Source organism: Nonomuraea sp. NPDC049684 (assembly GCF_044465345.1).
Classification (GTDB): domain Bacteria; phylum Actinomycetota; class Actinomycetes; order Streptosporangiales; family Streptosporangiaceae; genus Nonomuraea.
This window is the reverse complement of sequence record NZ_JBITLO010000002.1, coordinates 836,053-858,040: the sequence shown is the minus strand read 5'-3', so window position 1 is coordinate 858,040 and position 21,988 is coordinate 836,053. Positions and strand designations below refer to the sequence as shown.

General features: G+C 70.9%; 21 protein-coding genes. 10 read left to right on the top strand and 11 right to left on the bottom strand.

Annotation, left to right across the window (positions count from 1 at the left end; all coding sequences use genetic code 11):
• Positions 1-5: 5 nt before the first annotated feature.
• Positions 6-878 (bottom strand): MurR/RpiR family transcriptional regulator, encoded by an 873-nt coding sequence (locus tag ACIBST_RS09715; RefSeq protein ID WP_352328557.1) that lies wholly within the window; start codon positions 876-878, stop codon positions 6-8.
• Complete coding sequence (locus ACIBST_RS09710; RefSeq protein WP_397170534.1) at positions 863-2,293, bottom strand: glycoside hydrolase family 3 protein; 1,431 nt, start codon at positions 2,291-2,293, stop codon at positions 863-865. Before ACIBST_RS09710 ends, ACIBST_RS09715 begins: the two co-directional genes overlap by 16 nt.
• Before the next feature lie 88 nt (positions 2,294-2,381).
• Between ACIBST_RS09710 and ACIBST_RS09705 the strand changes: the two genes are divergently transcribed.
• Positions 2,382-3,911 carry a glycoside hydrolase family 10 protein gene (locus tag ACIBST_RS09705; RefSeq protein WP_397170532.1) on the top strand — a complete coding sequence of 510 codons (1,530 nt, stop codon included), beginning with the start codon at positions 2,382-2,384 and terminating at the stop codon, positions 3,909-3,911.
• Between the two features lie 305 nt (positions 3,912-4,216).
• On the opposite strand, the gene ACIBST_RS09700 is transcribed toward ACIBST_RS09705, so the two are convergent.
• Positions 4,217-4,867, bottom strand: coding sequence for an FHA domain-containing protein (locus ACIBST_RS09700; RefSeq protein ID WP_352362084.1), 651 nt, complete (start codon positions 4,865-4,867; stop codon positions 4,217-4,219).
• 181 nt (positions 4,868-5,048) lie between these two features.
• Between ACIBST_RS09700 and ACIBST_RS09695 the strand changes: the two genes are divergently transcribed.
• The 3 genes from ACIBST_RS09695 to ACIBST_RS09685 are packed head-to-tail and all read left to right on the top strand — an operon-like array spanning position 5,049 to position 7,737.
• Positions 5,049-6,170 carry a citrate/2-methylcitrate synthase gene (locus ACIBST_RS09695; RefSeq protein ID WP_397170531.1) on the top strand — a complete coding sequence of 374 codons (1,122 nt, stop codon included), beginning with the start codon at positions 5,049-5,051 and terminating at the stop codon, positions 6,168-6,170.
• On the top strand, positions 6,167-6,466 hold the full coding sequence (locus ACIBST_RS09690; RefSeq protein WP_397170530.1) for a DUF3017 domain-containing protein: 300 nt from the start codon (positions 6,167-6,169) through the stop codon (positions 6,464-6,466). Before ACIBST_RS09695 ends, ACIBST_RS09690 begins: the two co-directional genes overlap by 4 nt.
• A gap of 53 nt (positions 6,467-6,519) precedes the next feature.
• The gene (locus ACIBST_RS09685) at positions 6,520-7,737 is read left to right on the top strand and encodes an NADP-dependent isocitrate dehydrogenase (protein ID WP_397170528.1); all 1,218 of its coding nucleotides are present in this window, start codon (positions 6,520-6,522) and stop codon (positions 7,735-7,737) included.
• Between the two features lie 171 nt (positions 7,738-7,908).
• Here the strand turns inward: ACIBST_RS09685 and ACIBST_RS09680 are convergent, their stop codons facing one another.
• Positions 7,909-8,499: a GNAT family N-acetyltransferase gene (locus tag ACIBST_RS09680; protein WP_397170527.1), complete on the bottom strand. Its 591-nt coding sequence runs from the start codon at positions 8,497-8,499 to the stop codon at positions 7,909-7,911.
• A 52-nt stretch (positions 8,500-8,551) separates the two neighbouring features.
• Between ACIBST_RS09680 and ACIBST_RS09675 the strand changes: the two genes are divergently transcribed.
• Positions 8,552-9,475 carry a LysR family transcriptional regulator gene (locus ACIBST_RS09675; protein ID WP_387669121.1) on the top strand — a complete coding sequence of 308 codons (924 nt, stop codon included), beginning with the start codon at positions 8,552-8,554 and terminating at the stop codon, positions 9,473-9,475.
• Here ACIBST_RS09675 and ACIBST_RS09670 read toward each other — a convergent pair.
• The 5 genes from ACIBST_RS09670 to ACIBST_RS09650 are packed head-to-tail and all read right to left on the bottom strand — an operon-like array spanning position 9,444 to position 14,255.
• Positions 9,444-10,196: a serine hydrolase gene (locus tag ACIBST_RS09670; protein WP_397170525.1), complete on the bottom strand. Its 753-nt coding sequence runs from the start codon at positions 10,194-10,196 to the stop codon at positions 9,444-9,446. The two genes, ACIBST_RS09675 and ACIBST_RS09670, sit on opposite strands and share 32 nt — an antisense overlap.
• Positions 10,193-11,776, bottom strand: coding sequence for an amidohydrolase family protein (locus ACIBST_RS09665; RefSeq protein WP_397170523.1), 1,584 nt, complete (start codon positions 11,774-11,776; stop codon positions 10,193-10,195). The genes ACIBST_RS09670 and ACIBST_RS09665 overlap by 4 nt, the downstream gene beginning before the upstream one ends.
• A gap of 31 nt (positions 11,777-11,807) precedes the next feature.
• Entirely contained in the window at positions 11,808-12,560 is a 753-nt protein-coding gene (locus ACIBST_RS09660) for an amino acid ABC transporter ATP-binding protein (RefSeq protein WP_397170725.1), read from the bottom strand.
• Position 12,561: 1 nt separating this feature from the next.
• A complete protein-coding gene (locus tag ACIBST_RS09655; protein WP_397170521.1) occupies positions 12,562-13,392 on the bottom strand; it encodes an amino acid ABC transporter permease in 831 nt (276 codons plus the stop codon).
• Positions 13,389-14,255, bottom strand: a complete 867-nt coding sequence (locus tag ACIBST_RS09650; protein WP_397170519.1) for an ABC transporter substrate-binding protein — start codon at positions 14,253-14,255, stop codon at positions 13,389-13,391. Before ACIBST_RS09650 ends, ACIBST_RS09655 begins: the two co-directional genes overlap by 4 nt.
• Before the next feature lie 122 nt (positions 14,256-14,377).
• On the opposite strand from ACIBST_RS09650, the gene lysA reads away from it, so the two are divergent.
• Entirely contained in the window at positions 14,378-15,613 is a 1,236-nt protein-coding gene (gene lysA / locus ACIBST_RS09645; RefSeq protein WP_397170518.1) for a diaminopimelate decarboxylase, read from the top strand.
• 60 nt (positions 15,614-15,673) lie between these two features.
• Here the strand turns inward: lysA and ACIBST_RS09640 are convergent, their stop codons facing one another.
• Positions 15,674-16,189, bottom strand: coding sequence for a pyridoxamine 5'-phosphate oxidase family protein (locus tag ACIBST_RS09640; RefSeq protein WP_397170517.1), 516 nt, complete (start codon positions 16,187-16,189; stop codon positions 15,674-15,676).
• A gap of 101 nt (positions 16,190-16,290) precedes the next feature.
• The gene (locus tag ACIBST_RS09635) at positions 16,291-16,749 is read right to left on the bottom strand and encodes a MarR family winged helix-turn-helix transcriptional regulator (protein ID WP_397170516.1); all 459 of its coding nucleotides are present in this window, start codon (positions 16,747-16,749) and stop codon (positions 16,291-16,293) included.
• A 66-nt stretch (positions 16,750-16,815) separates the two neighbouring features.
• On the opposite strand from ACIBST_RS09635, the gene ACIBST_RS09630 reads away from it, so the two are divergent.
• The 4 genes from ACIBST_RS09630 to ACIBST_RS09615 all read left to right on the top strand — a co-directional run bounded on the left by ACIBST_RS09630 (position 16,816) and on the right by ACIBST_RS09615 (position 21,962).
• On the top strand, positions 16,816-17,358 hold the full coding sequence (locus tag ACIBST_RS09630; RefSeq protein WP_397170515.1) for an SgcJ/EcaC family oxidoreductase: 543 nt from the start codon (positions 16,816-16,818) through the stop codon (positions 17,356-17,358).
• 108 nt (positions 17,359-17,466) lie between these two features.
• On the top strand, positions 17,467-18,495 hold the full coding sequence (locus ACIBST_RS09625) for a polysaccharide deacetylase family protein (RefSeq protein ID WP_397170513.1): 1,029 nt from the start codon (positions 17,467-17,469) through the stop codon (positions 18,493-18,495).
• A gap of 268 nt (positions 18,496-18,763) precedes the next feature.
• Positions 18,764-20,932, top strand: coding sequence for a serine/threonine-protein kinase (locus ACIBST_RS09620; RefSeq protein ID WP_397170511.1), 2,169 nt, complete (start codon positions 18,764-18,766; stop codon positions 20,930-20,932).
• Between the two features lie 55 nt (positions 20,933-20,987).
• Positions 20,988-21,962 (top strand): malate dehydrogenase, encoded by a 975-nt coding sequence (locus tag ACIBST_RS09615; protein ID WP_352362052.1) that lies wholly within the window; start codon positions 20,988-20,990, stop codon positions 21,960-21,962.
• The last annotated feature ends 26 nt before the right edge of the window (positions 21,963-21,988 follow it).

Genomic DNA, 21,988 nt, shown 5'->3' with positions numbered 1-21,988 from the left:
GCCGGTCACCGGTTGCGGTAGCGGTCGGTCGCGTCGCGGGTGGCCCGGATCGCCGCCTCGGCCCGGTCGTAGGTGCGCTGGGCCAGGCCGACGAAGATGCAGTCGACGATCAGCAACTGGCTGATCCGGCTGGCCAGCGCGCCGGGCCGGAAGGCGGTCTCCCGGCCGGCCGACACCAGCGTGTGGCTGGCCAGGTCGGCCAGCGACGAGCGCGGGTTGTTGGTGATGGCCACGATCAGCGCCCCCGCCTCGGCCGCCGTACGGGCCGGGACCAGCACGTCGGGGGTCTCGCCGCTGCAGCTGATGGCCACCGCCACGTCGCCGTCCCGCAGCAGCGCCGCGCTGGTCAGGGCCAGGTGGGCGTCGCTGAACGGATGGCTGGACAGGCCGATGCGCAGCAGCTTCTGCGACATGTCGGCGGCCACCAGCCCCGAGGCCGCCACGCCGTAGACGTCCACCCGCCGGGCCACCGCGATGGCCTGGACGACCTCGCCGAGCTGGTCGGGGTCGAGCTGCGCCGCCGTGTCCGCCAGCGCGTCGGACTCCGCCCGCGCCACCTTGGCGATCACGTCGGTCAGCGGGTCGTCGGGGGCCAGGTCGCCGGGCACCAGGCGTTCGGGCTGCTTGGCCACGGCGGCGGCCAGCGCGAAGCGCATCTGCGAGTAACCGGCGAAGCCGAGCGCCCGCGCGGTGCGCACGATCGTGGCCTCGCTGGTGCCCGACACCGCGCTGAACTCGGTGATCGTGCTCCGCACGACCAGCCCGGGGTCGTCCAGGATGATGCGCCCGATGGCCTGCGCCGCCGGGGTCAGCGACGGCAGCACCGCCCGCACGGTGGCGACCGGGTTCGCGGGCTCGGTGTTCAACGGGTCAGCCATTCGGCCGCCGCCTGCGCGGAGACGCGGGAGATGCCGTGCGTGGCGAGGTGGGCGGCCCCGACGGGCGCGTCGCTGATGCCGGTGTCCACCACGATCGCGTCGGGCCGGACGGCCAGCGCCCGCGCCAGCGCCTCGCGCACCCACGGGTGCCGGGCCGCGTCGTGCACCACGAGCACCACGGGACGGTCGTCGAAGGCGGGCAGCTCGCCGTCGCGGTCGAGGCGCACCCTGGCGGTGTTCGGCAGCCGGGCGGCCAGCGCCGCCGCGATGCCGGTCGGCGTGGCGGGATCGACCGCCTGGTTGAGCCGGGTGTTGACCTCCACGACCAGCGGCCCCCGGTCGAGCACGGCGGTTCCGGTCGTGGTCAGCGCGGCCCTGGCGGCCTCCAGGCCGACGCCCTCGTCGATGTCGGCGCGGGCCTTGTCGCGCAGTTCGGAGCGCTCGGCGTACCAGGCGGACAGGGCGAGCACCCGGCCGGCCGCCTCGGCCAGCCGCTCCTCGGCCAGCCGGCCCGTGCGCACCGCCTCGACGACGGCGTCGCGCATCTCGTGCAGGCTCCGCTCGTCGGCCCGGCCGGCGCAGATGGTGTCGGCGCCGGCGGCCAGCGCGCGCACCGCGATCTCGCCGGGGCCGAACATGGCGGCCACGGCCTGCATCTCGATCGCGTCGGTGACCACCACGCCGTCGAAGCCGAGCTCCCCTCTGAGCAGGTCGGTCAGGGCGCTGTGGCTGAGCGTGGCCGGCATCGACGGGTCGAGCGCGGGCACGAGCAGGTGGCCGGACATGATCGAGCGCACCCCGTGCGCGATGGCGGCCCGGAACGGCGGCAGGTCGCGCTCGTCGAGCACCGCCCGCGAGGCGTGCACGGTGGGCAGCGCCAGGTGGGAGTCGGTGGTCGTGTCGCCGTGCCCGGGGAAGTGCTTGGCGCAGGCGGCCACGCCCGCGCCCTGCACCCCGGCCACGTACGCGACGGTGTGCCGGGCGACCAGCTCGGGGTCGGGCCCGAACGAGCGCACGCCGATGACCGGGTTCTCCGGGTTGGCGTTCACGTCGGCCGAGGGGGCGTAGTCGAGGGAGATGTCGAGCTCGGCGAGCATCCGGCCGATCTGCCGGCCGACCCGCTCGGTCAGCTCGACGTCGTCGGCCACGCCCAGCGCCCGGTTGCCGGGGAAGGAGCTGCCGGCGAGCACTTCGAGCCGGGTGACCGCGCCGCCCTCCTCGTCGATCGCGACGATCGCGCCGGGGTTCTCGGCGCGCACCGAACGGACGAGCTGCTCGCCGATGGAGTTGCGGGCGAACAGGATGACGCCGCCCAGGCCCTCGCCCAGCGCGCGGCGCAGCCAGTCGGGAGGCGACGTCCCTTCGAACCCCGGCTGGAGCACCGTCATCGCAAGTCGGACCAGCTCTGCGCTCATGCGGCATTTTCCTTCACGGTTGTTGATCTGAAGGTAATTTTCTGTCATCGTCGCCCTCGACACAACCATTGTCGAGAGGCCACCCCCCATGCCCAGCAGAAGGACTCTCCTGAAGGGTCTCGCTCTCGCCGCCGCCGCGTCCGCCGTGCCGCTGCCGGCCTTCGCCCAGGCAGACTACGTCCCCCCGCTGCGTCAGATGCGCGGCATGTGGATCGCTTCCGTCGTCAACATCAACTGGCCCTCGAAGCCGGGGCTGAGCGCCGACGAGCAGAAGGCCGAATACCTCGCCTGGCTCGACGTGGCCGTGCAGCGCAAGCTCAACTCCGTGTTCGTGCAGATCAGGCCCACCGCCGACGCGTTCTGGCCGTCGCCGTTCGAGCCCTGGTCGCAGTACCTGACCGGCACCCAGGGCCAGGACCCCGGCTACGACCCGCTCGGGTTCGCCGTGGAGGAGACCCACAAGCGCGGCCTGGCCTTCCACGCCTGGTTCAACCCCTACCGCGTGTCGATGCAGCCCGACCCGAGCAAGCTGCACCCCGATCACCCCGGCCGCAAGAACCCCGACTGGATCCTGCCGTTCGGCGGCAAGCTCTACTACAACCCGGGCATGCCCGAGGTCCGCAAGTTCTGCCAGGACGCGATGATGGACGCGATCACCCGCTACGACATCGACGGCCTGCACTTCGACGACTACTTCTACCCGACCAACACCACTGCTTTCGACGACAGCGCCGCCTTCGCCAAGTACGGCGCCGGCTTCCCCGACCTGGCCTCCTGGCGGCGCAACAACGTCGACCTGATGGTCAGCGAGATGCAGCAGCGCGTCCTCGCGGCCAAGCCGGAGATCGCCTGGGGCATCAGCCCGTCGGGCATCTGGCGCAACAAGGGCACCGACCCGCTCGGCTCCGAGACCAACGGCGGCCAGTCCTACGACAACCTGCACGCCGACACCCGCGGCTGGGTCAAGAAGGGCTGGCTGGACTACATCGCGCCGCAGCTCTACTGGTACATCGGGCAGCCGCCGGCCGACTACTCCAAGCTCGTCCCGTGGTGGTCGGACGTGGCCGCGGGCACGAACACGCTGCTGTGGATCGGGCAGGCGGCGTACAAGGCGGGCGACCCGGCCCAGGCCGCCGAGTGGCAGAAGCCGGACGAGCTGTCCAGGCACCTGACCCTCAACCGCGCCCACCCCGAGATCAGCGGCGACATCTGGTACAACGCCAACGACGTCAAGGTGGACCGGCTCGCCTCCATCACGACCGCCGTCAACGACCACTACCAGCGGCCCGCGCTCGCGCCCGTGCTGCCCCGCCTGGCGAACGGCGAGCCGCCGCGCCGCCCGGTGGTGGCGTACGCGCTGCGCCGCACCGGCGGCGTCGAGGTGCGCGTGGTCGCCACCGGCCGGGACGAGCCGTTCCAGTTCGCCATCTTCCGGTTCCCGGGAGAGGCCGGCCAGAACGCCTTCGCCGACGCGCGCAACCTGGTCGCCGTCGTGCCCGCCGACCGCCAGATCCGCTGGACGGACCCCGACGGCAAGCGCGGCGACCACTACTACGCGGTCGCCGTCGACCGGGCCAACAGGACCAGCAAGCCCAGCCACGGTTTCCGGGTGATCTGAAAGACCCGGCTGATCTGAAAGGCCCGGGCGATCCGAAAGACCCGGCTGATCTGAAAGGCCCCGGTGCTCCGAAGGACACCGGTGAAGGAACGCTGACCTCCGGCGACGAGCGCATGGCTCACCAGCGCGCGTCGCCGGCACGTTCCCTGACCGGCGACGAGCGGGGCGCGCGCCACCGGCCTGTCGGCCCGCGGTCGCCCGCCGTCGCCCGTTCCGCGCCCAGCAGGGATGGGCACGGTGATCTCTCGATGGTTCCGACGCTGCCGGAACCCCTCGCCGAAGCCCCGGTCGCGATCTGGCTCCCTCTAGGAAGCCCTCCTACCGGCCGCCGACGGCTGCTGCTCAGCCGCGGCGCCCGCCGACCGCTGTGGTGGCACCACAGGGGTCGGGCGCACCAGCCCGAGCGCGACGACCTCGTTGGCGAGGCGCGTGCGGCGGTTGGTGCCCTCAGGAATCCTGAACTTCTGGTACAGCCGCAGCAGGTGCTGCTTGACCGCGGCTTCGGTCACGACCAGGTCGTCGGCGATCTCGCGCGCCGTCGCCGGAGCGACGAACGCCTCGTCGGACAGCGCCGGCCTGCAGAGCGAGGTCAGCACATCGACCTCGCGCCTGGTCAGCTCGGGCGCCGCCGCCCTGCGCAGCTCGACCTCGGGGGTGAAGTCCTCACGGGGGACTCCACCGATGCGACCCCGCGCCGCGCCGAACGAGACGACGTCTCCGTCGTCAAGGACCCTCCGGGCGATCGGCCTGCCGTTCACCCGTGTGCCGTTGCGGGACAGGCCCAGATCAACGACGTACAGGTAGGGTCCTCGTCTGACGAACTCGGCATGGAGTCGAGACACACTGGGGTCGGTGAGCCGGATGTCCACACCCCGGCCTCTCCCGACCGTCGTGATCTCGGGGCGCAACGGGACCACGTCGCCGGTGTCCTCGATGCGTATGAACGGCCCCTCCACGGCAGTTCCTCCCCAGGTAGCCCGCCGTAACTATTACTACAGCTCCGGCTTACCCAACCGAGGGGATGCGGAATCTCCTTTGCCGAAAGGAGAATCCCCCGTGAAATTGGTCTGGACCTCTGCGGACGGTTTTACCTGCTCACGGGTAGACTTCGGAGGAAGATAAGCGGAGGAAACACTCATGGCGGACAAGCCCACGAAAGGCCTGGCCGATGTCGTCGCCGCGTCCACAGCGCTGAGCGACATCGACGGCAAGGCCGGTCGCCTCTTCTACCGTGGATACGACATCCACGATCTGGCCGGCCGAGCGACGTTCGAGGAGACCGCGTACCTGCTGCAGCACGGCAGGCTGCCCGACCGGGCCCAGCTGGCGGCGTACGGCGCCGACCTGGCCCAGGGCAGGGAGCTCGGCGCGCTGGTCGCCGCCAACGTGGCGGAGATCGCCGAGAAGCAGAAACCCATGGAGGCGCTCCGCTCCCTCGTCTCACTCTCGGGCGCCGACGACCCCGACAAGGACTCCACCGCCCCCGACGCGAACCTGCGCAAGGCGGCCCGCCTGACCGCGCAGCAGCCCGTGCTGGTCGCCCGCTACCACGCCGCGCGCACCGGCGGCGCGGCCCCCGAGGCCGACCCCGAGCTCAGCATCGCCGGAAACTTCCTGCTCCAGGTCACCGGACGCGCCCCCGAGCGGCGCGCGGTCGAGATCTTCGACGAGTGCCTGGTGCTGCACGCCGACCACACGATGAACGCCTCGACGTTCGCCGCCCGCGTCTGCGCCGCGACCCTGTCGGACATGCACTCGGCCATCGTCGCGGCCATCGGCACGCTGAAGGGCCCGCTGCACGGCGGCGCGAACGAGCAGGTCATGAAGACCCTGGAGTCGATCCCGCCGGGCGGGGTGGCCCAGGCCGTGCGCGACAAGCTCGCCGCGGGCGAGAAGATCATGGGCTTCGGCCACCGCGTCTACAAGACCGAGGACCCGCGCGCGACGCACCTGCGCCGCATGTCCGCCGAGCTGGCCGAGGCCGCCGGCGACGACACCTACTACCGGATGTCGAAGGAGATGGAGGAGGTCGTCTTCGAGACGAAGGGCCTCTATCCGAACGTCGATTTCTACGCGGCGTCGGTCTACCACTACCTTGGCATTCCGACGGCCCTGTTCACCCCCGTCTTCTCGATCAGCCGCATGTCCGGCTGGACCGCGCACGTGATCGAGCAGCATGCCGACAACAGGCTGATCCGGCCCGACAGTGAATACATTGGCGAGCGCGATCAGAAGTGGAAGCCAATAGAAGAGCGTTGAGCCGAGAGAACGAACGTGAACGCTGGGGACCGTTCCCGCTGATCGTGGCGGGAGCGGTCGCCGCCGTGCTCGTGATCCTGTTGGTGGACCCGCGCTGGGGCGGGTTCGCGCTGGGCGGCGTGCTGATGGTCGCCGCCGCGCTCCGGTTCGCCGGGTTCGACGGGCAACTGGCCGTCCGCGACAAGAAGACGGACGTCATCACGCTGATCGCGTTCGGCTTCCTCATGTCCCTGACCTCGCTCGCGCTGTACAACAACGCGTTCAAGGCCTGGCTCCTGTCCCTTTTGGCCGGTTGACGGGACGGTCCGATAGCCTCAACGCATCCATTCATTGAAGGGGAACCATTCGCATGCCCAAGATCAAGGTGGAGGGTCCGGTCGTCGAGCTCGACGGCGACGAGATGACCCGGATCATCTGGCAGTTCATCAAGGACCAGCTGATCCTTCCCTACCTCGACGTCGACCTGAAGTACTACGACCTGGGGATCGAGTACCGGGACTCGACGGACGACCAGGTCACCATCGACGCCGCCAACGCCATCAAGAAGTACGGCGTCGGTGTGAAGTGCGCCACCATCACCCCCGACGAGGCGCGGGTCGAGGAGTTCGGGCTCAAGAAGATGTGGAAGTCCCCCAACGGGACCATCCGCAACATCCTCGGCGGCGTGATCTTCCGTGAGCCGATCATCATGTCGAACGTGCCGCGGCTCGTGCCCGGCTGGACCAAGCCGATCGTCGTCGGCCGTCACGCCTTCGGTGACCAGTACCGCGCCACCGACCTGGTCATCCCCGGCGAGGGCACCCTGACCCTCACGTACACGCCGAAGGACGGCTCCGAGCCGATCGAGCTCGACGTGTACGACTTCCCGGGCGGCGGCGTCGCCATGGCGATGTACAACCTCGACGAGTCGATCCGCGACTTCGCCCGCGCCTCCATGCGCTATGGCCTGGCCCGCAACTACCCGGTCTACCTGTCGACGAAGAACACCATCCTCAAGGCGTACGACGGCCGCTTCAAGGACATCTTCGCCGAGGTCTTCGAGACCGAGTTCAAGGCCGACTTCGACAAGGCCGGGCTCACCTACGAGCACCGCCTCATCGACGACATGGTCGCCGCGGCGCTCAAGTGGGAGGGCGGCTACGTCTGGGCCGCCAAGAACTACGACGGCGACGTGCAGTCCGACACCGTCGCCCAGGGCTTCGGCTCGCTCGGCCTGATGACCTCCGTCCTCATGACCCCCGACGGCCAGACCGTCGAGGCCGAGGCCGCCCACGGCACCGTGACCCGCCACTACCGCGAGCACCAGAAGGGCAACCCCACCTCCACGAACCCGATCGCCTCGATCTTCGCGTGGACGCGTGGCCTGGCCCACCGCGGCAAGCTGGACAACACCCCCGCCGTGACCGACTTCGCCGACAAGCTGGAGCAGGTCTGCATCGAGACCGTCGAGGGCGGTCAGATGACCAAGGACCTCGCCATGCTGGTCGGCGGCGACGCCAAGTGGCTCACCACCCAGGACTTCCTGGCCGCCCTGGACGAGAACCTCAAGAAGAAGATGTCTGCTTGAGAAAAAGCGGCCTCTACCTGCGGCTTCGTCGCACGGTAGGGGCCGTTTCGCATGTCCGGGGCCGCCCGCGCCGTCCCCGACGGCTGCGCCTCCAGCGTGAACGGCTCCACGGCCGAGAGCCGCTGCGCCGGCGGCATGGGCCGGCACCAGATCGCGATCACTCCATCGGCGTCAACAAGCGCTGACACCCCTGAGGCGCCAGTCGTCCGCGGTGAGGCGGTACAGGACGTGGCGGCGCAGCCGGTGGCCGGGCGGCAGGACGGGATGGTCGAAGTCACCGTCGGGGTCGTGGACCATGCCGAGGCGGCGCATGACGGCGCTGGAGCGCGTGTTGACCGTGGCCGTGAAGGAGACCACCTCCGCCAGGCCGAGCCGGTCGAAGGCGAAGCCGAGCGCGGCGGTGGCCGCCTCGCTCGCGTAGCCGTGCCCCCACGACCTGCGGTTGAGCCGCCAGGCGATCTCGACCGCCGGCATGAAGGGCGCCTCGAACGAGGGCCGGTGCAGGCCGGTGAAACCGATGAACTCGCCGGTGTCCAGCCGCTCCAGGGCCCAGCGTCCCCAGCCCTGACGGGTGATCAGGTCGTCGCTGGCGGCGGCGAGCGCGTCGCTCTGCTCGCGGGTGAGCGGGGCGGGGAAGTGTTCCATGACGGCGGGATCGGCGTTGAGCTCCGCGAAGGGCTCGCGGTCGGCGGGGCGCCAGGGCCGCAGCAGCAGGCGCTCGGTACGCAGCTCGACCGGCGGCAGATGGGTGGAGTCGATCACCGGTCGCATCTTATGCGCGGAACGAGGTGGGGGAGCTCGTACTCTTGGTCCCGTGTTGAGTAGTAACCGGCTGCGTGTCCTGCTTGAGGTGTTCAGGACGGGCAGTATCGCCGGTGCGGCCAGGGTGCTGAAGCTGTCGCCGTCCGCCGTGTCCCACCAGCTGTCCCGGCTGGAGCAGGAGGCGGGGGTCGGGCTGGTCGAGCGCAACGCCCAGAGCCTGCGGCTGACCGAGGCGGGACGCCGCCTGGCCATCCGCGCCCAGGAGGTCGTCGACATCATCGAGGCGGCCGAGAAGGATCTGCTCGCCCAGGCCAGGGTGGACGCCGGCGAGCTGCGCATCGGCTTCTTCGCCTCCGCCGGGTACCGGCTGCTGCCGCTGGCGCTGTCGCGCTTCGCCTCCCGGTATCCCAAGGTGGCGCTCGACCTGGTGGAGGGCCAGCCGTACGAGCTGCTGCCCGATCTGGAGCGCGGCGCGCTCGACGTGCTGGTGGTCTTCGAGCACGCGCTCGACCCGTGGCAGTGCCCGGAGGGGGTGGAGGTCGTCCACCTGTTCGACGAGCCGCAGCTCCTGGTCCTGCCGACCGGCCACGCCGCCGCCCAGCGGCCCAAGGTGCGGCTGGCGGACCTGGCCGAGGAGCCGTGGATCACCACGTTCGGCGCCGAGCACCCGGTGTCGATCCTGGAACGGGCCAGCACGCTGGAGGGCTTCTCGCCGCGGATCCGCTGCCGCAGCGACCACTACGAGGTGACGATCGGCCTGGTCCGGGCCGGGCTCGGCGTCGCGCTGGTGCCGAGCCTCGGCCTGCAGGGCGCGACCGGGCTGCATACCTGCCGGCTGGCCACGCCGAACCTGTTCCGCAGGATCGGCGTGGCCAGGCGGCCGACCAATCCCAACCCGGCCGCCCGGTCGTTCCTGGCCTACCTGCGTACGGCCTCGGCCCAGCTCAGGAACTCGCTGGAGCCGTCGCTGCGCTGAGGCGGGCGGCGACGTCCAGGCCGGCCCGACGTACGGCGGAGGTCAGGTCGTGCTCGCTGCCCGCCGGGCCGTGGGCCAGGACGGCGTAGGCGATGCGGCCGTCCATGATGCCGACGTCGGACCGGACGCCCTCGTCGGTGCCGGTCTTGTTGGCCAGCCAGTCGCCCTCGGGATCGTGCCTGACCAGGGCTGGGACGAGCCCGTGGTCGGTGTTCTGACGCATCCAGCCGCGCATGAGCGCCTGCCAGCCGCCCGGACCGGCGAGCAGCGCGGCCAGCCCGGACAGCTCGGCCGCGGTGCCGATCGCGAACGTCGGCGGGTCCTGCGGGGTGCGCGGCTCCCTTATGCGGTCGAGCAGCCTGGTCCGCGACAGCCCGAGGGCCGCGGCGGCGGCGTTGACCCGGTCCAGGCCGATCGTGCGCAGCAGCGCGTTCGTGGCCGTGTTGTCGCTGACGGCGGCGGTCAGCAGGGCGAGGTCGCCGATCGTCCAGGCGCGCCCCGACAGCGACGTGAGCAGCCCGGAGCCGCCGCAGTAGTCGTCGTCGTGCAGCGTCACGGGCGTGTCGGGGGCCAGGATGCCGCCCTCGACGCTCATCGCCACCTCGGCCAGCAGCAGCAGCTTGCCGACGCTGGCCAGCGGCAGCTCGGCGTCCTCGTTGACGCCGTGGAACTCGCCCGTCACCAGATCCCGCGTCGCGACGGCGAGCGTGATGTCGTTCACCGCCCGATGATCCTTCCTGGTCTGTCCTCGGTGAGCCTGTTGTCCTCCACGGCGAGCCGTCCGGCCACCACGACGGCCCGCAGGCCGGCGGGGGGCAGCAGCGGGTCGGCGTAGGTCGCGCCGTCGGCCACCGTCGCGGGGTCGAAGAGCACCAGGTCGGCGTGCGCTCCGTCGCGCACGACGCCCCGGTCCGTCAGCCCGAACCGGTCGGCCGCCATGCCGGTCATCTTGTGGACGGCGGTCTCCACCGGGAACAGCCCCTGGTCGCGGGAGTAGCGGCCGAGCACCCGGGGGAAGGTGCCGGCCAGCCGGGGGTGCGGATGGCCCGGCTTGGGCACGCCGTCCGAGCCGATCATGGTGAACTCGCTGGCCAGGACCCGCTGGACGTCGTCCTCGCGCATGGAGTGGCTGATGATGGTCACCTCGCCGTCCTCGGCGAGCAGCAGCTCGGCCGCCGCGTCCACCGGGTCGCCGCCCAGCTCGGCGATCGTGCGGCCCTCGGCCTCTGGGTGGCGGGTGGCGCAGGCGACCGAGATGCGGTCCCAGCCGCCGTTGCCGACCGTGTTCTCCCAGCCCGGCACGCCGTTCTCGATGGCCGCGCGCATGCGGTCGCGCTGGCCGGGGTCGCGCAGCCGGTCGAGCAGCGCCTCGGTGCCGCCGTCGTTGGCCCACGGGGGGAACATCGCCGACAGCGACGTGCTGCCCTCGGTGTAGGGGTAGACGTCGCAGGTGAGGTCCATGCCCTGGGCGCGCAGCGCGGCGATGCGGGGGAGCGTGCGCAGGGTCTTGCCCCAGGCGTGCTTGCCGGCCGTCTTGTGGTGGCTGACGTGCAGCGCGGCCCCGCTCCTTCGGGCGATCTCGACGGCCTCCTCCAGCGCCTCCTCCACGCGGGACATCTCGTCCCGCAGATGGGTGACGTACGGCTTGCCGTGCCGGGCCGCGACGCGGGCCAGGGCGACCACCTCGGCGGTGTCGCCGTACGTGCCGGGGGTGTAGATGAGGCCGGTGGACAGACCGGCGGCGCCGGCGGCCAGTGCGTCGTCCAGCAGCGCGCACATGGTGGCGAGCTCGGCGGGGGTGGCCGGGCGGTCCTCGTAGCCGAGCACGCCGGCCCGCAGGGTGCCGTGGCCGACGAGGGAGGTCAGGTGGTTCGACCGGGGGGCCCGCTCGTGCGCCGCGACGAACCCGTCGTAGTCCTCAAAGATCGGGATGTCGCCGCCGAAGCCGGCCCTGCTCGACCGGCGCAGCGCCGGCGCCCGCTCGGGCAGCGCCGGGAACAGGCTCGACCCGCAGTTGCCGCAGATCTCCACCGTGACGCCCATGAGCACGGGCGCGGCGGCCAGCTCCCGGCCCGCCTGTCCGAGCAGGGTGACCGCGTCGGAGTGGGTGTGCACGTCGATGAACCCCGGCGCGACCACCAGCCCGGCGGCGTCGATCACCCGCCCCCCGCCGCCGTCGGACGGGCCGTCCCCGGTCAGCAGGACGAGGCGGTCACCCCGGACGCCGACGTCGGCCCGGCGCAGCGGCGCGCCCGTCCCGTCGGCCACGAGGCCACCGCTGATCAGCATGTCGAGGCTCACGTGGCCGAACCCTCCCTGAGAAGCGAGCCGTTCACAGCACCTGCCCGAGGAAGGCGCGGGTGCGCTCGTGCCGCGGCGAGGACAGCACCTCGCGGGGCGGCCCCTCCTCCACGATCACGCCGTCGTCGATGAACACCAGGTGGTCGCCCGCCTCTCTGGCGAAGCCCATCTCGTGGGTCACCACGATCATCGTCATCCCGCTGGCCGCCAGGTCGCGCATGACCTGCAGCACCTCCTGCACCAGCTCGGGGTCGAGCGCGCTGGTCGGCTCGTCGAACAGCATGAGCTTGGGGTCCATGGCCAGGCTGCGCGCGATCGCGACCCGCTGCTGCTGGCCGCCCGAGAGCTGCCTGGGGTAGTGGCGGGCCCGGTCGGCCAGCCCCACCCGGTCGAGCAGCGTCATCGCGCGCTCGGCCGCCTTCGCCTTCGGCAGCCGCTTGACCGTGCACGGGCCCTCCATGACGTTCTCCAGCGCGGTCATGTGCGGGAACAGGTGGAAGCGCTGGAAGACCATGCCGATCTCCTGGCGCTGGCGGCACAGCTCGCCGGGCCGCAGCAGGTGCAGCTTGCCGCCCTGCTCGCTGAAGCCCATGAGCTCGCCGTCGACCCACACCCGGCCCGCGTCGATCGTCTCCAGCCGGTTGACGCAGCGCAACAGCGTCGACTTGCCGGACCCGGACGGGCCCACCACGCAGACCACCGCGCCGGCCGGCACGTCGAGGCTGACGCCCTTCAGCACCTCCAGCTGGCCGAAGCGCTTCCGGACCGATTCGATCTTCACCATGCTAGTGGCCACGGCTGAACCTCCTCTCCAGGGAGCGCTGGCCGAAGGTGGCCACGGTGGTGAGCAGCAGGTACCAGGTGGAGGCGACCACCAGCAGCGCGATCACCTCGAAGTTGTCCAGGTAGATGCGCTGGGAGACGGTCAGCAGCTCCGCGCCGGAGATGACCGAGACCATCGAGGTGGTCTTCAGCATGGAGATGAACTGGTTGCCGGTCGGCGGGATGATCACCCGCATCGCCTGCGGCAGCACGACCCTGCGCAGGATCTGCCGGTGCGACATGCCCAGCGACTCGGCCGCCTCCCGCTGCCCGGGATCCACCGAACGGATGCCCGCCCGGACGATCTCGGCCATGTACGCGCCCTCGTTGATGGTCAGCCCGAGCAGCGCCGCCGTGAACGGCGTGATCAGCTCGTTGGCCGGCCACTGGAGGAACATCGGGCCGCCGAACGGCACACCGAGCCCGATCTCGGGGAAGACCAGGCCGATGTTGAACCAGAAGATGAGCTGCACCAGCAGCGGCGTGCCCCGGAAGAACCAGGTGTAGAGGCCGGCCGCGCCGCGCAGCACCGGGCTGTCCGACAGCTGCATGACGGCGGCGATCACACCTAGGGCGACGCCGATGACCATGGACAGCGCGGTGAGCGCGATCGTGATCCACAGGCCGCCGAGCACGCGGCCGTCCAGCAGGAACTCGGCGATGACGTCCCAGTGGAGGTTGGGGTTGACGATGACGGTGTAGGCCAGCCACGCCATCACCAGCGCCGCGACCACCGCCGCGACGAGCCGCCCGGGCCTGGGCGGCTTCACCGCCTCGATCGGGAGTTCCATCATGCGCCGGTGTTGATCGTGACCTTGGGCACGGCGTTGGCCGTCGTGCCGTACTTCTCCAGGATCTTGCCGTACTCGCCGCTGTCGATCAGCTCCTGGAGCGCCTTGGCGACGGCGTCGCGCAGGCCGGTCTGCTTCTTGTCGATCGCGATGCCCCAGGGGCCGGCGTCGTACTGCTCGGCCAGGACCTCGTACTTGCCGGTCTCCTTGGCGTACATGGCGGCCACGGGGGAGTCGACGATCGTGGCGACGGTACGGCCGGAGTCGATGGTGAGCAGGCCGGTGGGGGCGTCCTCGCTCTGCATGATCTCCATCTTCTGGGCGCACTTCTCGTTCTGGCGCTTGCCGATCTCCAGGTTGGAGCTGCCCTTGGCCAGGACGACCTTCTTGCCGCACAGGTCCTCAAGGGTCTTGATGCCCTCGGGGTTGCCCTTCTTGACCATGATCGAGCCGCCGGCGTTGAAGTAGTCGACGAAGTCGACGGCCTTGCGGCGCTGTTCGAGGTCGCTGAGCGCGGCCATGGCGATGTCCCACCGGCCGCCCTGCAGGCCGGGGATGAGACCGTCGAAGGAGGCGTTGATGATCCGGGTCTTCAGCCCGAGCCGCTCGCCGACCGCCACGGCCAGGTCGGCGTCGACGCCGGTCATCTCCTGGGTGCCCGGCTTGTACATCTCCATCGGGGGATAGCCTTCCGAGGTCGCCATGCGGAGCTCGCCGGACTTCCGTACGGAATCCGGGACGAGGTCCTTGGCGCTCTTGCCGGTCGAGGAGGGCGGCGTGGGGGTCGCCGCACCCGAGGTGGACCTCCCGCATCCCGCGCCGAGCGCGCAGGCCGCCACCAGGGCGATGACCAGGTGTGTTCGCATGGCATGTCATCGTGGCCAGGCCGTCAGGCGGCACCAAGCCTCGTGAAGGCATGCGACCCTCAGCAACGAATCCGTCGATGCTGGACCCTGCGCGCCCTCGCGGTTGCTTACGCTCGCCCCTCATGAGTTTGGACATCTGGCCCCAGACCGCCACATGGCACGACGGGGAGCTGCGGCTCGGCGGGATCGGCGCGGTCGAACTGGCCCGGGTGCACGGCACGCCCGCGTACGTGCTGGACGAGGCCGACTTCACCGCCCGCGCCCGCGCCTGGCTGGACGCGCTGCCCGACGGCGACGTGCACTACGGCGGCAAGGCGTTCCTCTGCCCCGAGGTGGTGCGCTGGCTGGACAAGCTGGGCCTGTCCCTCGACGTCTGCACGGGCGGGGAGCTCGCCGTGGCCATGGCCGGCGGGATGCCGCCGGAGCGGGTCGTCTTCCACGGCAACAACAAGTCGGCCGACGAGCTGCGCCGGGCCGTGGCCTGGGGCATCGGCTGCGTGGTCGTCGACTCCTTCGCCGAGATCGAAAGGCTCGCCGGGATCGCCGCCTCCCTGGGCGTCCGGCAGCGGGTGATGATCAGGGTGACGCCGGGCGTCGACCCGCACACCCACGCCTTCATCGCCACCGGCGGGGAGGACTCCAAGTTCGGCTTCTCGCTGAGCGCCGGCGCCGCCGCGCGCGCGGTGGCGCAGGTGACCGCCGAGCCCGCCCTGGAGCTGTACGGCCTGCACTCCCACATCGGCTCGCAGATCTTCGAGTTGGACGGCTTCGGCACCGCCGCCGCCAGGATGGCCGCCTTCGCCGCCGAGACCGGCGTCACCAGGCTCGACCTGGGCGGCGGCCTCGGCATCGGCTACACCCCGGACGACCCCACCCCGCCCACGCCCGCCGAGCTGCTCGCCGTGCTCAGGAAGGAGACCGCGGGCCTGCACCTGGCCGTCGAGCCCGGCAGGTCGATCGCCGGGCCGTCCACGGTCGCCCTGTACGAGATCGGCACGATCAAGGGCCGGTACGTGAGCGTGAACGGCGGCATGAGCGACAACCCCCGCCCCGGCATGTACGGCGCCGCCTACACCGCCACCCTGGCCAACCGCGCCTCCGACGCCCCCACCAGCGTGTTCACCGTGGTCGGCAAGCACTGCGAGAGCGGGGACGTGCTGGTCAGGGACATCGCGCTGCCCGGCGACGTGCGGCCCGGCGACCTGCTCGCCGTCCCGGTGTCGGGCGCCTACCAGCGGTCGATGGCCAGCAACTACAACCACGTGCCCAGGCCGCCGGTCGTCGCGGTGCGCGACGGGGAGGCGCGGGTCATCGTCCGCCGGGAGAGCGAGGAGGACCTGCTGCGGCTCTACCTGTGACGCGGCCGCTCCGCCTGTGACGCGGCCGCTCCGCCTGCGGCCGGGGGCCGTGCCGGCCGGTCAGGGCGTGAGCTTGGCCGGGTCGGGGGCGAAGACGGTCATCCAGCTCGGGTGCAGCCGGTAGTAGACCACGTCGTTGTCCCAGTCGAAGGCGTCCGCGCCGTAGAAGTCCTTCAAGTAGGCGAGCAGGGCCGGCCAGTCGGCGGCCGGCTCGCCGTCCTGCGGGTTGAGGATCTCCACCCTGCCGTGGGTGAACACGCCCAGGTCCTCCCCGCGCATGTGGGCGGCGCTGACCGCCGGGCGGGCGGCGAGGTGGCGCGCCTTGGCGGCGCCGCGCGCCGTGCCGAAGAGCCACCTGCCGTGCAGGAAGTGGCCGTCGACGCCGCTGATCCGCGGCTCGCCCTTCGCCGTCACGGTGGACAGGGCCAGGGTGCACATGCCGGTCAGGATCCCGGTGAGCTGCTCGGCGGTCAGGGTGCGCTCGGTGACGATCGAGCGCAGGTGCGAGGTGGAACGGGAGAGCGAGGCGTCGAGGAGCGCCTGCAGCTCTTCGAGCTCCTGCGGGGTTTCGCGCATTGAGGTCCTTGTCTGTACGTGCGTACCGGCCCGCGTTCTGCGCCGGCCGGTGGGACCATGCTCGACCGCAAACCCGACACCTTGTGTCGTGTTTTCCGGACTCAGGACGAATCTCTGACGCGGGCCGCCTGTTCCTCCTGGACCCTGCGGGCGGTGCGCAGGAAGCCGAGGATCACCGCCAGCTCGTCCGGCCCGTAACCCTCCAGCGCCCGCGCGCCCGCCTGGCCGACCGGGACGAAGATCTCGGCCTCGGCGGCGCGGGCGGCGTCGGTGGCGGCGACCAGGACGCGGCGGCGGTTGCCCGGATCAGGCGCTCGGGCCACCATGCCCGCGCGTTCCAGCCGGTCGATGACGGTGGTGACGGCCGCCGGGCTGAGCTTCAGCGCGAGGCTGAGCGCGCCCGCGGCGACCGGGCCCTCGGCAAGGACGACGTCGAGGCAGCGCAGGTCGGTGCGGTTGAGGCGGAGCCGGGCCGCGGCGGCCTCGTCGAAGGCGTCGAAGCTCTGCTGGAGCTGCCGGAGCTCCATGGCGATCTCTCCGATGACAGCACGTTTCGACATTCGAACCTTTCTGATATCGTACTTTTCGTCAGTCGAAATGACGATATCACTTCCGGAGGCACCGCCATGCGCTCGACCGCCCGCCCCTCGGCCACCCTCGCCTCGCCCGCCCTCGCCTCGCCCTCGCCCGCCTCGGTCGACACCGCCGAGATCCAGCGGCTCTTCGCCGACTTCATGGCGGCCTGGACCGCCGGGGACGCCCGCGCGTTCGGCGCCCTGTTCACCGACGACTCCGACTACGTCTCCTACGACGGCACGATCGTCCGCGGCCGCCGCGCGCACGAGCTCAACCACGACAAGCTCTTCCGCGGCGTCCTGGCCGGGTCGGCGCTCGTCGGCGACCTGGAGTCGGTGCGCTTCCTCACCCCCGACGTGGCGGTCGCGCACGGCACGGCCTCCGTCCTGATGCCCTGGCGGTCCACGCTGCCCCGGCGGCGGCTGTCCCGGCAGACCGTCGTCGTGGTGCGGACGGGCCAGGGCTGGCGCATCGGCGCCATCCACAACGGCCGGGTCCGGCCGGTCACCGTCCCGGAGCCGGACGCGTTCCCGTCGAGGATGTCGCAGCTCATGGCCCGGGTCGCCGGCCGGCTCGGTCTCGGCAGGGCATGACGCTTTTCGCAATCCCTGACCCTTCCTTGACGAGGTCGCGGCGTGGCGCAGTTGATCACCTGGGTAAGGCCCAACCTGTAACAGTCGTACGCGTCTCGGGGGGTTCGGATGCGACTGGGTATTTTGACAGGAGCGGGGCTCCTTGCGGCCGCCGTCGTCCTGACCGGGTGCGACTCGCCGCCCGACACTGCCAAGATCACCGACAGCAAGGCCGAGGCCGCGGCCAAGCTGAAGCAGAGCAAGGCGGCCAAGATCGCGCTGGCGCGCAAGGTGAAGGCGAACGAGCTGGGCCAGATCCCGGTGCTGATGTTCCACCGGGTCATCAAGAACCCGGCCACCACCGACGACAGGACGCCGCAGCAGTTCCGCTCCGATCTCGAACGGCTGGTCAAGGAGGACTACGTCCCGATCAGCGCGTCGGAGATGGTGACCGGGAAGATCAACGTCCCGGCGGGCAAGCATCCCGTGGTCCTGACGTTCGACGACTCCTCGCCCTCGCAGCTCACCCTGAACGAGATGGGCGTGCCGCAGCCGGACACCGCCGTGGCGATCCTGCGCGAGGTGGCCGCCAAGCACCCGGGCTTCCGTCCGGCCGCCACCTTCTACGTCACCCGTGACATGTTCGGCAAGACCGGGCGCGAGGAGCAGGCCCAGACGCTGGGCTGGCTCAAGGACAACGGCTTCGACATCGGCAACCACACCCGTGACCACGTCAACCTGCACGGACGCTCGGAGAAGGAGGTGGAGGACCAGATCGGCGGCATCGCCAAGCAGATCGACGACCTGACCAAGGTCAAGCCCAACTCCATCGCCCTGCCGTACGGCAACCAGCCGCGCAAGAAGGAGTGGGCGCTGCACGGCAAGCTCTACAACCACGCCGGCGCGTTCCTGGCCGGATACACGCCCGCGCCGTCGCCGTTCAGCAAGGCGTTCGACCCGGGCGGCATCCCGCGCATCCGCGTCATGGAGAAGAAGGGCGACTGCGCGCAGTTCTGCTCGGCGGCCTGGCTCGACTGGCTCAAGAACAACCCGGACATGCGCTACACCTCGGACGGCGACGTCAGCACGGTCGCGTACCCGAAGTTCAAGAACCCGTACCTGCGCAAGTCCTTCACCACCTGGAGCCTGCCCTACTGACGGGCGCGGTGACCACCGCGCCCGCGCCCGCCATCGCCCGGCGCCGGAATCGCAGCAAGCCGCTGACCCGCAGCGTGACGCCCGGGTCAGCGGCTCAGCCGTGTGCGGGACCAACCAGTCAAGACCGCTGTTACAGGGTCCGAATGGACGCTGTGTACGGGCTTTGTGCAAAAACCGGTGAGTCACGAACGGTTAACGGATCCCTGGGAAGTTGCTGAGCGTCGTAAAGTTTGCGTGGTTGGGGTTCAGTGAACGTGGGGAAAGACGAATGCCGCAGATCGCGCCGCTGGTGGCCGGCGATCCAGCGCTGCTGGGATCGTTCCGGCTGTCCGGACGGATCGGCGAGGGCGGCCAGGGGATCGTCTACCTGGGCGTCAACGAGCAGGGCGAGCGGGCCGCGATCAAGCTGCTGCACGTGAAGTTCAGCGGCGACACGATCGCCAGGTCGCGCTTCGCCAGGGAGCTGAAGGCGGCGCAGCGGGTGGCCTCCTTCTGCACCGCGCGGGTGATGGAGGCCGACCTCGACGGCGACACTCCGTACATCGCCAGCGAGTACATCGACGGGCGGGCGCTGCGCGACATCGTCGAGACCGACGGCCCGCTCAGCGGCACGGTGCTCGACCGGCTGGCCATCGGCACGGCCACCGCCCTCACCGCCATCCACCACGCCTCGATCGTCCACCGGGACTTCAAGCCCGACAACGTGCTCATCGCCGCCGACGGGCCGCGCGTGGTCGACTTCGGCATCGCCCGCATCATCGACTCGACCGGCACGATCACCAGCCGCGCGATCGGCACGCCCGCCTACATGGCGCCCGAGCAGATCGCCGGCGACGACATCGGGCCCTTCACGGACGTGTTCGCCTGGGGCGCGACCATGGCCTTCGCCGCTACCGGGAAGGCGGCCTTCGAGGGCAAGTCGATCGCCGTGGTGCTCAACCGCATCCTGAACCACGAGGTCGACGTGGAGATGATGCACGAGCCGCTGCGGGGCGTGGTGCGTTCGGCGCTGGCCAAGTCGCCCGACGAGCGTCCCTCGGCCGACCAGCTCCTGCTGCGCCTGCTCGGGCAGACCGGCACGGCGGCCGGGGCCTCGACGGCGGTGCTCACCAGGGGCGTGCAGGTGGCCGGTGACGACACGACGCCGTTCACGCGGGTGTCGGCCACGTCCATCACCGAACGGCCCGCCACGCAGGCCACCGGCCACCCCACCCGCCCCCCGTCCGGCCCCGCATCCGGCACCGCGTCCGGCACCGCCCCCGCACACCCGGCCACGACCGGCACCGGCACCCCGCACCCGACCGGCACTCCCCACACCACCGGCACCAGGTCCGCACACCCGACCGGCACCGGCACCCCGCCTACGACCGGCACTCCCCACACCACCGGCACTTCGCACCCGACCGGTGCTCCGCACACGACCGGCACCGGGACCGGTGTCTCCGGGCGGGGGGAGACCGTGCAGTCCGGCCAAGGCCAGCCCCAGGGCCAGGGCCAGGGTCAGGGGCCGGTGGTGAGGCCGCTCGGCGAGCCTGTGCCGTCCGGCGGCCGGCGGCGGCTCAAGGTGTGGCTAGCGCTGGCCGCCGCGCTCGTCATGCTGGCGGTGGTGGCCGTCGCGGCGATGGCGAACGGCTGGTCGCCGCTGGCGTTCAAGGGCGAGATCGTGACCCCCGTGCCGACGGGGAAGAAGAACTCGCGGCCCCCCACGTTCGCCTCGGTGGTGGACAAGGTCGCCCAGACCGGAAAGATCATCGTCGGCGTCAAGGGCGACCTGCCGGGCGTCGGCCTGCAGAACGGCGACGACTTCACCGGGTTCGACGTCGAGGTGGCCAAGCTCCTGGCCGCCGCGCTCGGGGCCGAGGAGACCGTGTTCACCCGGGTCAGCCGGGACGACCGGGCCGACGCGCTGTCCGAGGGCCGGGTCGACCTGGTGGTGGCCACGTACTCGGTGGACAAGAGCGAGACCCGCTTCGCCGGGCCCTACTACGTGGCCCACCACGACGTGCTGGTCCGCGACGGAACGGGCATCGAGTCGCTGGCCGACCTGAAGGGCAAGAAGATCTGCGCCCCCAACAGCCCGACGGTCCGCGAGGTGCAGGAGCAGGTGAAGGTCGAGCCCGTGACCGCCGGCGACTACGCCGCCTGCATGGACCTGCTCAGGCAGGGCAAGGTCGACGCGGTGCCCGGCGACGACCTGATCCTGGCCGGGTTCGCCAGCCGGGAGAACATGCGTTACAAGATCATTGGCGCCAAGCTGAACAACGAGCGGTACGCGGTCGGCATCCGCGACGGCGACGCCAAGACCTGCACCGCGGTCAAGGGCGTCATCGCCGACCTCTACCGCAAGGGCACCATCAAGAAGCTCCTGAACAGCCACTTCGGCAAGGTCGACTTCACGCCCGAGCTGAAGGTGCCCGCGATGGAGCCCTGCGGATGACGAGCGGTAACATCCGAAAGTCCAACGAATTCATCCAGTGAGTTAGGGGAAGGCCATGGCCACGCCCGTCAAGGTAACCGTCACCGGGGCCGCCGGTCAGATCGGCTACGCACTGCTGTTCCGCATCGCGTCGGGACAGCTGCTCGGCGCTGACGTCCCGGTCAAGCTGAGCCTGCTGGAGATCCCGCAGGCGGTGAAGGCGGCCGAGGGCACCGCCATGGAGCTCGACGACTGCGCGTTCCCGCTGCTGTCCGGCATCGAGATCACCGACGACGCCAACGTGGCCTTCGCCGGCGCCAACGTCGCCCTGCTGGTCGGCGCCATGCCGCGCAAGGCCGGCATGGAGCGCGGCGACCTGCTCGGCGCCAACGGCGGCATCTTCGGCCCCCAGGGCAAGGCGATCAACGAGCACGCCGCCGACGACATCCGCGTCCTGGTCGTGGGCAACCCGGCCAACACCAACGCGCTCATCGCCCAGCAGCACGCGCCCGACGTCCCGGCCGAGCGTTTCACCGCGATGACCCGCCTCGACCACAACCGCGCGCTGTCCCAGCTCGCCGCCAAGCTCCAGGTCCCGGTCACCGAGATCAAGAAGATGACCATCTGGGGCAACCACTCCGCCACCCAGTACCCCGACCTGTTCCACGCCGAGGTCGGCGGCAAGATCGCGGCCGAGCAGGTCGAGGGCGAGTGGCTGCGCGAGACGTTCATCCCGACGGTCGCCAAGCGCGGCGCCGCCATCATCGAGGCCCGTGGCGCCTCCTCGGCCGCCTCGGCCGCCAACGCCGCGATCGACCACGTCCACGACTGGGTCAACGGCACCGAGTGGACCTCGGCCGCCGTGGTCTCCGACGGCTCGTACGGCGTGCCCGAGGGGCTCATCTCGTCCTTCCCGGTGCGTTCGGTCGACGGCCGGTACGAGATCATCCAGGGCCTGGAGATCGACTCCTTCTCCCGCGAGCGCATCGACGCCAGCGTGCGCGAGCTGACCGAGGAGCGCGACGCCGTCCGCGAGCTCGGCCTCATCTGAACCAGGCGCGACACCTCGGACGCGCG